The sequence below is a fragment of the Vibrio sp. 10N.261.55.A10 genome, from assembly GCF_041470825.1.
In the GTDB taxonomy this organism is placed as follows: Bacteria; Pseudomonadota; Gammaproteobacteria; order Enterobacterales; family Vibrionaceae; genus Vibrio; species Vibrio crassostreae_C.
Genome location: NZ_JBFRNC010000073.1, coordinates 17,035 through 27,675, shown reverse-complemented (window position 1 = coordinate 27,675; position 10,641 = coordinate 17,035). Strand labels below are relative to the sequence as shown.

General features: G+C 46.0%; 9 protein-coding genes and 1 riboswitch. Of the genes, 6 read left to right on the top strand and 3 right to left on the bottom strand.

Annotation, left to right across the window (positions count from 1 at the left end):
* Positions 1-66: 66 nt before the first annotated feature.
* A complete protein-coding gene (gene fbp, locus AB4274_RS20135; RefSeq protein ID WP_008220458.1) occupies positions 67-1,077 on the bottom strand; it encodes a class 1 fructose-bisphosphatase in 1,011 nt (336 codons plus the stop codon).
* A 286-nt stretch (positions 1,078-1,363) separates the two neighbouring features.
* Here fbp and mpl point away from each other — a divergent pair, with 286 nt between their 5' ends.
* The 5 genes from mpl to thiQ all read left to right on the top strand — a co-directional run bounded on the left by mpl (position 1,364) and on the right by thiQ (position 7,003).
* Positions 1,364-2,722 carry a UDP-N-acetylmuramate:L-alanyl-gamma-D-glutamyl-meso-diaminopimelate ligase gene (gene mpl, locus AB4274_RS20130; RefSeq protein WP_017071296.1) on the top strand — a complete coding sequence of 453 codons (1,359 nt, stop codon included), beginning with the start codon at positions 1,364-1,366 and terminating at the stop codon, positions 2,720-2,722.
* 38 nt (positions 2,723-2,760) lie between these two features.
* The gene (locus AB4274_RS20125; protein ID WP_016787846.1) at positions 2,761-3,384 is read left to right on the top strand and encodes a flavin prenyltransferase UbiX; all 624 of its coding nucleotides are present in this window, start codon (positions 2,761-2,763) and stop codon (positions 3,382-3,384) included.
* 43 nt (positions 3,385-3,427) lie between these two features.
* Positions 3,428-3,547, top strand: a riboswitch (TPP riboswitch).
* Positions 3,548-3,600: 53 nt separating this feature from the next.
* On the top strand, positions 3,601-4,593 hold the full coding sequence (gene thiB, locus AB4274_RS20120; RefSeq protein ID WP_102320274.1) for a thiamine ABC transporter substrate binding subunit: 993 nt from the start codon (positions 3,601-3,603) through the stop codon (positions 4,591-4,593).
* Between the two features lie 92 nt (positions 4,594-4,685).
* Positions 4,686-6,299 (top strand): thiamine/thiamine pyrophosphate ABC transporter permease ThiP, encoded by a 1,614-nt coding sequence (gene thiP, locus AB4274_RS20115; RefSeq protein WP_017058907.1) that lies wholly within the window; start codon positions 4,686-4,688, stop codon positions 6,297-6,299.
* Entirely contained in the window at positions 6,299-7,003 is a 705-nt protein-coding gene (thiQ, locus tag AB4274_RS20110) for a thiamine ABC transporter ATP-binding protein (RefSeq protein ID WP_137001871.1), read from the top strand. Before thiP ends, thiQ begins: the two co-directional genes overlap by 1 nt.
* A gap of 123 nt (positions 7,004-7,126) precedes the next feature.
* Here thiQ and yjgA read toward each other — a convergent pair whose 3' ends face one another.
* Positions 7,127-7,651, bottom strand: coding sequence for a ribosome biogenesis factor YjgA (gene yjgA / locus AB4274_RS20105; RefSeq protein ID WP_017063733.1), 525 nt, complete (start codon positions 7,649-7,651; stop codon positions 7,127-7,129).
* Between the two features lie 118 nt (positions 7,652-7,769).
* Between yjgA and pmbA the strand changes: the two genes are divergently transcribed.
* Complete coding sequence (gene pmbA, locus AB4274_RS20100) at positions 7,770-9,113, top strand: metalloprotease PmbA (protein WP_372113034.1); 1,344 nt, start codon at positions 7,770-7,772, stop codon at positions 9,111-9,113.
* Between the two features lie 114 nt (positions 9,114-9,227).
* On the opposite strand, the gene mgtE is transcribed toward pmbA, so the two are convergent.
* Positions 9,228-10,583, bottom strand: coding sequence for a magnesium transporter (mgtE, locus tag AB4274_RS20095; RefSeq protein ID WP_017058911.1), 1,356 nt, complete (start codon positions 10,581-10,583; stop codon positions 9,228-9,230).
* Positions 10,584-10,641 lie beyond the last annotated feature (58 nt).

The following is a 10,641-nucleotide window of genomic DNA, read 5'->3' as shown; positions in this document are numbered from 1 at the left end:
TATTGGGGGTCAGTTCATGAGGTGCTGGCTTTTTAATAGCGTTAGTTTGAGAATGAAATGAGAGGGTTACTCAGGGTTCAGCTCAAGAAACTCTTCTACTTTACGTACCATTTTTGTTGAACCAACGAAGAAAGGCACACGTTGGTGTAGCTCAGTTGGTTTGATATCCATGATACGCTGTGCACCGTCTGATGCAATACCGCCAGCTTGCTCCATAAGGAAAGCAATAGGGTTGCATTCATAAAGCAAACGCAATTTACCTTGAGGGTGGCTCTCTGTACTTGGGTATAAGTAGATGCCGCCTTTTAGCAAGTTACGGTGGAAATCAGACACAAGAGAACCAATGTAACGTGACGTGTAAGGGCGGTTATCGCTTGGCTCGCTTTCCTGACAGTATTTGATGTACTTCTTAACACCGGTTGGGAAGCGGATGTAGTTACCTTCGTTGATCGAGTAGATCTTGCCTTCGTCTGGAATCATCATGTTTTCATGAGATAGACAGAAAGTACCCAGAGATGGATCGTAGGTGAAACCATTTACGCCAGCACCAGTTGTGTAAACCAGCATGGTTGAAGAACCGTAAATTACGTAGCCGGCAGCTACCTGTTTGTGACCTGGTTGCAGGAAGTCTTCTTGAGTCGGTGGTGTTCCGATTGGAGAGACACGGCGGTAGATAGAGAAAATCGTACCAACCGATACATTTACATCGATATTTGATGAACCATCAAGTGGGTCCATCAACACGACGTATTTTGCGTTTTTGTTGAGCTCTTTATTGAAGGCAACCGCTTCGTCTTCTTCTTCACTTGCAACACCACAAACTTGGTCACGAGCTTCTAGAGCCGCTTTAAATTTGTCGTTCGCATAAAGGTCTAGCTTCTGCTGCTCTTCACCTTGAACGTTGTCTGTACCAACAGCGCCAGTAATGTCGACAAGACCTGCTTTGTTGATTTCACGGTTAACAATTTTTGCAGCAAGACGAATTGATGACAAAAGGGATGATAGATCACCACTTGCATGGGGAAAGTCACTCTGTTTCTCAACAATGAACTCACCAAGGGTGCGCATCTCAGACATGTTATTTCCTTAAACTTCTCTGAATATTAGGGGGGATTTGAGCACCATAGAATTTGCCTCTTAAGTGGGCTTTATTCATCTAGACGCTTACCTAAATTCTAAAGGTTAGATCTTTTTAATGGTAATGAACTAAGCGACACAGATCTCACTTACTATGTCGACTCAATTTGTTTTGCATTGCTGCTCGCTTTTAAGCGTCATTTAATGATAATGAGTACAAGCCGTTTTAATTAGGCACTGTTAATTTAGCCACTGTTAATTTAGCCAAGCGTTTTGGAAGCAATTTATGCATATTCATATCTTAGGAATTTGTGGCACCTTCATGGGTGGTGCTGCGGTATTGGCTCGTCAATTAGGTCACAAGGTTACGGGTAGTGACGCGAATGTTTACCCACCAATGAGCACCTTGTTAGAGTCGCAAGGGATTGAAATTATTGAAGGGTTCGACCCAAGCCAACTAGAGCCTAGGCCTGACCTGGTGGTTATCGGTAATGCGATGAGCCGTGGTAACCCATGTGTTGAGTATGTCTTGGATAACAACCTTAGATACACCTCTGGTCCACAATGGCTGCAAGAGTTCTTATTGCATGACCGCTGGGTTCTTGCGGTGTCCGGTACTCACGGTAAAACCACAACTTCCAGTATGTTGGCTTGGATCTTGGAAGACTGTGGCTATGCACCGGGCTTCTTAGTTGGCGGAGTGTTGGGTAACTTTGGTATCTCTGCTCGCCTTGGTGAAAGCATGTTCTTCGTGGTAGAAGCCGACGAATACGACAGTGCTTTTTTCGATAAACGATCTAAGTTCGTTCATTACCACCCAAGAACCTTAGTGATGAATAACCTAGAGTTCGATCATGCGGACATCTTTGACGATCTTGAAGCGATTAAGCGACAATTTCATCATTTGGTGCGTACTGTGCCAAGCAATGGTCGCATTTTCTCACCTAAGCAAGACAGCGCTATTGAAGATGTTCTAGCTCGCGGTTGCTGGAGTGAAACTGAATCGAGTGGCGAGCAAGGCGACTGGGATGCCAAGAAACTGGTCAAAGATGGCTCTCAATTTGAGGTTTACTTCCAAAATGAATGTGTTGGAACCGTAAATTGGGATTTAGTGGGCGACCACAACGTAAATAATGCTTTGATGGCGATTGCAGCTGCACGTCATGTGGGCGTGACACCTGACCTTGCTTGTGAATCACTAGCTACCTTTATTAATACTAAGCGCCGTTTGGAGTTTAAAGGCGAGGTGGCAGGTGTGTCTGTTTATGATGATTTTGCTCATCACCCAACGGCGATTGAACTTACGCTCGGCGGCTTACGTAATAAGGTCGACTCGAAAAAAATCATTGCCGTTTTAGAGCCTCGTTCCGCCACCATGAAACGTGGTGTGCATAAAGAAACCTTGGCTGATTCGCTTAAACAAGCGGATTCTACCTACTTATTCCAACCGGATAACATTGATTGGTCAGTTCAAGATGTTGCAGACGCTTGTCACCAACCGGCACACGTGAGTGATGACATGGATGCATTCGTTGCTAAAATTGTCTCAGAGGCACAAGCTGGCGACCAAATTTTGGTAATGAGTAATGGTGGCTTTGGTGGCATTCATCAAAAACTGTTGGATGGATTGGCACTCAAAGGCTAACGGCATCCACGACCTTATAATTTGAAGTAATTGAGAACATGACAAAACACGATAAAGCGATAACCCTTGCTTTCACTGGCGCATCCGGTGCGCCTTATGGCCTGCGTTTACTTGAATGCCTTTTGGCAGCCGATTATCAGGTCTACTTGCTGATTTCATCGGCAGCGCGAGTGGTATTGGCGACCGAGCATGAACTTAAGTTACCTGCTGGGCCAGATGCGGCGAAACAAGCTTTGGTTAAACATCTTGGCTGCGACCCTGAAAAGCTGGTGGTGTGTGGCAAAGATGATTGGTTCTCGCCGGTTGCCTCTGGTTCAGCAGCACCTAAACAGATGGTCGTTTGTCCATGTTCAGCGGGAAGCTTGGCTTCGATTGCTCATGGTCTATCAGATAACCTGATTGAGCGAGCAGCAGACGTAGTCATGAAAGAGCGAGGCCAATTGTTGTTGGTGGTTCGCGAGACGCCATTTTCGACGCTTCATCTCGAGAACATGCACAAACTTTCGACCATGGGCGTAACGATCATGCCTGCAGCTCCGGGTTTTTATCATCAACCCAAGTCAATTGAAGATCTGGTCGACTTTATGGTGGCGCGTATTCTAGATCACCTTGGTATCGAACAAGGTTTAGTGCCACGTTGGGGTTACGATCAACGTAATTGATCCAAACTTGATAGCTTATTGTTAAAAATCAAATTACAATTCTGAACACTCATCGGGGAGCGAACCATTCAAATAATGAATGCGAGCTGAGATCAAGCAGGTGCTTGGGACCCGTAAACCTGAACCAGATAATGCTGGCGTAGGAATTGAGTTAGGAACAACCTCTACCGTTCTCCTCCCTCAAACCTGTGCCGCTCAGACCATGGAGAGCGTCCAGTGAAATTCACATTAACTACCCTTGCTGTTACTACAGCTATTTCTTTTTCTGCCTTTGCTGCAGACAACACTTTGACTATATACACCTATGACTCTTTTGCTGCGGATTGGGGCCCTCGTCCTGCCGTTGAAAAAGCATTCGAAGAGAAGTGTGGTTGTGATGTGAATTTTGTCGCTCTAGAAGATGGCGTGTCTATTCTGAACCGTTTACGTCTTGAAGGCGGCAACAGCAAAGCCGATATCTTGCTAGGTCTCGACAACAACCTGATGGCTGAAGCGAAAGCGACGGGCTTATTGGCTGAGCATAATGTTGATACGTCATCGGTAACGCTTCCTAATGGTTGGAACGACAGCACTTTTGTACCCTATGACTTTGGCTACTTTGCTTTTGTTTACAATAAAGAGAAACTGGAAAACCCGCCGAAGAGCTTGAAAGAACTGGTTGAGCAGCGTGATGATCTTAAGGTCATCTACCAAGATCCACGTACATCAACACCAGGCCAAGGCATGATGCTTTGGATGAAATCAGTATACGGTGATGAAGCGACAGCAGCATGGAAGAAGCTTGCTCAGAAAACAGTGACTGTAACCAAAGGCTGGTCTGAAGCTTACTCTATGTTCCTAGAAGGCGAGTCGGATTTAGTGTTGTCTTATACAACGTCTCCGGCTTACCACATTATTGCTGAAAGCGATTCTAAGTATGCAGCAGCAAGCTTCGAAGAAGGGCATTACACTCAAGTGGAAGTGGCCGCTAAGGTTAAAGGCAGCAAGAACGAAAAGCTTGCTGATGAGTTTATGGCGTTTATCCTAAGTGATGAATTCCAATCGGCGATGCCAACAGGCAACTGGATGTACCCAGTGACCGATATTGAGCTTCCAAAAGGGTTCGAGCAACTTACGGTTCCTCAGAAAGCGCTAAGCTTTACGCCCGAAGAAATTGCAGCTAAGCGTAAGCCATGGATTCGTGAATGGCAGAGTGCACTTACTTTTTAATTTGCTTTTAAAAAATTAGCTTTCTAACTTTCTGTATTTAAAGGTTTGTTCGATGTTAACTGAGCGAACCATTTACGGTAAAAAATCAATCTATGATAAAGAAAACACCTAAGGTTGGGATTTGGGTAGCGATACTCATTACCGCCTTCGTGGTTTCAGCAGTTGGGGCATTGCTTAGCAATGCCCCTTCTCTTGATATCAGCCAAGTATGGTCCGATCCCTACTATTGGCATGTAACGAAATTCAGTTTTTATCAGGCGACACTCTCAACGGTGCTGAGTGTTGGCTTTGCTATACCTATTGCTCATGCGCTGTGTCGTAGACAATTTTTTGGACGCGCTTTGTTGTTAAGGCTGTTCGCGTCGACCTTAGTCCTGCCAGTGTTAGTGGGTGTATTTGGCTTACTTGCGATCTATGGCAATAGTGGTTGGTTAGCTAAGTTTTTGGCGAACTTCGATATTGAATTGCCATTTTCCATATACGGATTGAATGGTATTTTGCTGGCGCACGTTTTCTTCAACTTGCCTTATGCCAGTCGCTTACTTCTGCAAGCGTTAGATACCGTGCCTGCCGAGCAACACAAGCTTTGTGCTCACTTGGGTATGAGTCATTGGAACAAATTCAGATGGGTTGAATGGCCTCGCTTAAGACAGCAATTACCACATGTGTGTGGCTTAGTCTTCATGTTGTGTTTTACCAGCTTTGCTACCGTGATGGCGCTAGGCGGTGGACCTAAATCAACCACTATCGAGCTCGCTATTTATCAGGCGATTAAATTCGACTTTGACCTTCAAGCTGGTGCCTTGCTCGCGATATGGCAAATGCTGCTGTGTGGTGTGCTAGCGGTGAGCATTCAACGCCTATCGAAGCCTATTTCAGTGACGGCCAGTCAGCTGTCGGAAGAGAAATATTTGGTTAAGGACAGCTGGTGGTCAAAAGCTTGGGATAGCTTTTGGATCATCATAGTCTCAATGCTGGTATTGCCGCCATTAGCTATGGTTATCGTCAGTGGAATTAACTCGCAGGCATTAACCGTACTCAGCAGCGAGCCGTTTTGGGCGGCGTTAATGACCTCGGTTAAAGTCGCGTCATTAGCAAGTGTTATCGCAGTTGGTATTGGTATCGCCATACTACTGACTAGCCGAGCATGGCGTTTACAGAACAAGAATTTTCGAGCCGATAAAATCGAGCTGATTGGCACTATTATCTTGGTGACTCCGGGGCTGGTGATCAGTACGGGTATCTTCTTATTACTGCGTTCATTCACCGATGTATTCAGTTTAGCTTTCTTTATCGTGATTGCCGTCAACAGCTTAATGGCGCTGCCTTACGTAATTAAAACCCTAGCTCAACCTATGCTGCATTTGTCTCAGCAGTACCAGTATGTGTGTGCAAGCTTGGGTATGACAGGTTTCACGCGTTTTAGGTTAGTGGAGTGGCGAGCATTGCGTAAGCCGATGGCGCAAGCCTTCTCGATTAGCTTTATGTTGGCGATGGGTGACTTAAGCGCGATTGCTTTGTTTGGTAGCCAAGATTTTAGAACTCTGCCTTTGTACCTATTCCAATTGTTAGGCAGTTATCAAATGGAAGCGGCGGCGGTAGTTTCTGTGAGCTTACTGTTACTGAGTGTCGGCAGTTTTAGCTTAATAGAATTCTTATTTACTCGAAGATCTAAGCTCGATGCTAAAGAATTAAGGAACCGATGATGTTAGTGATGAAAGATGTGGATTACCATTATCACAGAGAGTTGTTTAGCTTTGATTTTCAAGCTGAGCAGGGCGATATTGTTGCGCTTATGGGGCCGAGTGGTGCGGGTAAATCTACACTGTTGGCGCTAGTTGCTGGTTTCATCGAGCCTACATCGGGTGAGATATCAGTGGCTGGGCAGTCGCTTATTGGTAAAGAAGCACATCAGCGTCCGTTGGCGATGTTGTTTCAAGAGCACAACCTGTTTGCCCATCTCACGGTGAGTGAAAATATTGGTTTAGGTCTGCACCCGGGATTAAAGCTTACGGCAACCCAAAAGCTCAAAGTTGAGCAAGCAGCCGCACAAGTAGGTGTTGCAGAGTATTTGGATAGATTGCCTGAGCACTTATCCGGTGGTCAACGCCAGCGTGTCGCGTTAGCGCGTTGTTTTGTCCAACCTCATGATATTTGGCTGCTTGATGAACCTTTCTCTGCGCTTGACCCTTTGCTGCGTGAAGAGATGCTTAGCTTAGTGAAGCGATTAGCGGCAGAGCGAAATATTACGGTCTTGATGGTGACTCACCATTTAGGTGACGCACGCAGTATCGCGAATAAGTTTGTGTTTGTGGCGCTAGGTAAGGTGTTGGTTGAAGACTCGATAGAGGCACTGACGGCGGATCATCCACAGACAGAATTAAGCTCATTTGTTAAAGCGGGTGAGTGACGACTCATCACTCCTGTGAGTATTTATTGATATTGAGTGCTTCTTGATATCGAGTGCGTCAAAAACAAAAAGACCTAGCATGCGCTAGGTCTTTTATTGTCTTACAGAATAAAGCGACAAAGATTAGTCTTCTAGCTTTAGCTCTTTTAAGATTTGGAAGATCTCACGAGAAGACTTTGCAGGCTTGTTCGCTGATTTCTCTTTGTTAGCTTGGCGAGCTAGCTGACGAAGACGCTGACGGTCTGCTTCAGGGTACATTTCCATTACTTCTGAAATGGCAGCATCGCCTTCAGCAACAACGCGATCACGCAGTTGCTCAAGCTTGTGCAGTTCAGCGGTTGCTTGCGAGTGCTTGTTACGTACTTTATCCAAAGCCGCTTGAATTGGCTCAGGATCAACATTGCGCATTACTTTACCAATGTATTGAAGTTGACGGCGCTTCGCTTCATTTTTAAAGCGTTGTGCATCTTTAATCGCTTGTGCCAAATCTTCAGACAGAGGAAACTTGTCTAATACAGAAGGCTTCAGGGAAACAAGTTCTTCCCCCAGTTTTTGTAGCGCTTCCATGTCGGTTTTCATTTCTGTCTTACTTACCCAGATGATTTCTTCTTCTGGTTCCCATGGGGCTTTTTGGTTTTTGCGAGCCATCTTTTCTGCCTATGTCACTATCTCAAACGAATATATTGCCTATTTTAGCAAGAATCTTGGGGAGAAAGCGAAATTCTTGTTATCCTACGTAATATTGACCTAAAAAATTAGAATAGATATGGATGTAAAACAGCAAGTCGCCCAGCAAAGAGTTGAGCTAGAAGCCGCAGTAGCTAAAGCGTTGGATATGGCATCAGTGAGTGCAGACGCAGCTGAGGTCGCTATTACTAAGTCAACGGGTTTAAGTGTTTCAACACGTATGTGTGAAGTGGAAAACGTTGAATTTAATAGTGATGGTGCGCTAGGTATTACTGTTTATCGCGGCCAGAAAAAAGGCAGCGCATCTACATCTGATCTGAGTGAAAAGGCGATTGCTCAAACCGTCGCGGCCGCACTTGATATCGCTCAGTACACTTCTGAAGACCCATTTGCCGGTCCTGCGGCAAAAGAATACATGGTAAAAGAAATTCCAGATTTGGATCTTTTTCACCCTGATGAACCAAACCCTGACTATGCCGCTGAGATTGCGATTGCTGCTGAGAAGCAAGCGTTAGCTTATAGCGATAAGATCAAACAGAGTGATGGCGCAAGCTACGACAGCCACTATGGCGTTAAGGTTTATGGTAACAGCCATGGCTTACTAGCAAGCTATGCTTCTAGTCGTCATAGCACGAGCTGCTGTGTAATTGGACAAGGCGCTAACGGTGAGATGGAGCGTGACTACAGCTACACCGTTGCACGTCACCGTGACGAGCTGTGGACGCCTGAGCGTGTAGGTCAAGAAGCTGCAGAAAAGACCATTAGCCGTTTGGATGCGAAAAAGCTACCAACAGGCCAGTACCCAATTATGTTCGCTAATGATGTGGCAACTGGCTTGATTGGTCACCTTGTTATGGCGATCAGTGGCGGTAACCTTTACCGCAAGTCGTCATTCCTATTGGATCATCTCGGTCAGAAAATCCTACCTGACTGGTTTAACATTTTTGAGCGACCACATATCTTGCGTGGTTTGGCTTCAAGCCCATTTGATAGCGAAGGTGTGTTCACTCAAGATTGCGAAATCATCACTGATGGTGTTCTGGCGACTTATCTACTGACGAGTTACGCAGCACGTAAAATGGACATGACACCAACAGGCCATGCGGGTGGTATTCATAACTGGTTCGTTAAATCTACCGGCCAAAACTTTGAGCAGATGCTAAAAGAGTTAGGGACTGGCTTCCTAGTGACTGAAGTGATGGGCCAAGGCGTTAATACCGTAACGGGTGATTACTCTCGTGGCGCTGCGGGTTTCTGGGTTGAGAACGGGGAGATCCAATACCCAGTCTCAGAAGTAACAATCGCCGGTAACCTAAAAGACATGTTTACTCAGATTGTTGCTGTAGGTAACGACGTAGAAACACGTTCGCAAATTCAAACGGGTTCTATCCTGCTTGAGTCGATGAAAGTCGCGGGTGAGTAATTTTGCCTAATTTGCTTCAGTTTAAACATGAGATTTAGGCCTGAAGCTTAAATCTGATGCATTAAAAAGGGAGCCAATGGCTCCCTTTTTGTATTTACCGAGTCGGTAATCAAGCTAGATAAGTATGGTGGCTAAGCCTAAGAACACCGATAGGCCAATAACATCGGTTACTGTGGTCAGTGCCATACCGCCAGCAAGGGCTGGGTCGATATTCATCTTCTTCAGCATCACAGGGATGGTTACACCAGCGATACCGGCGACAATCAAGTTGGTCATCATCGCTGCTGAGATGATGCCTCCCAGTATCCAGTTACCTTTCCAAGCAACCACAATACCACCAATGATAACGGCCCATAGAACGCCGTTTAGGAAGCCGATGGCCGCCTCTTTGAGTAGTAGTTCGCGTTTGTTACTGTCACCGATATGACCGAGTGCCAAACCACGAATCACCAGAGCAACGGTTTGGTTACCGGCAACACCACCCATTGAAGGTACAATCGTCATTAGAACCGCAATCGCTGCCATTTGGTCGAGCGTTGCTTCAAACATGTTTGATACAGATGCTGCCGCCAGTGCCGCGAGTACGTTAGCACCAAGCCACACACTACGACGACGAGCGGATTTTACGACTGGTGCGAAGGTATCTTCGTCATCGTCCATACCCGCCATACTCATCATTGAGTGCTCGGCATCTTCACGGATAACATCAACCACGTCATCGATGGTGATACGACCAACAAGGTGCTGGTTACTATCGATGACAGGCGCAGAAACCCAGTTACGACGTTCAAACAGGCTCGCGATATCTGATGCACTGGTTTCTACCGCGATCGCTTCGTCGGCATCATCCATCACTTCTGAAACAGGGACATCAGGTTGAGTCGTTACTAGCGTGGTAAGTGATAGGTTACCGATAAGACGTTCTTCTTCATCAATAACATACAGAGCGTCAGTTGCATCAGGCAGTTCGCCACGCATACGCATGTAGCGCAATACAACGTCGACATCGACATCACCACGAATCGTGATTACGTCGGTATTCATGATCGCACCCGCTGAATCTTCAGGGTACGACAGGGCAGTTTCAACTAATGCACGATCGACGGAGTCCATTTGAGAAAGGACTTCGCGAGAAACATCGTCGGGTAGGCTTCGAAGTACGTACGCGACGTCATCGGTTTCCATGCCTTCGGTTGCTTCTGCTAAGGTCTCTGGTGCCATTTTTGACACAAGAGCATCTTTGACGTCTTCGTTTAGTTCATCAAGAATTTCACCGTAGTCTTCAGGATCGGTGAGTTGCCAGAGTACGTCACGACTTTTGCGAGGGGAGGCTTCTAAAAGGTGTGCAATATCTTCAGGCTCCATGTCCTGAAGTTGTCGGCGTACGTGAACAAATCGGCCGTTTTCTAGGGCTTCGCTGACTTCTTGGAGGGTTTGGTGAGCTTGGTCGAATTCTAATTGCTCTGCCATATTTTCCTCCTATCTCATTATTCTAACAATGGTTGGAATAGTAACTTAATTCTGGGGC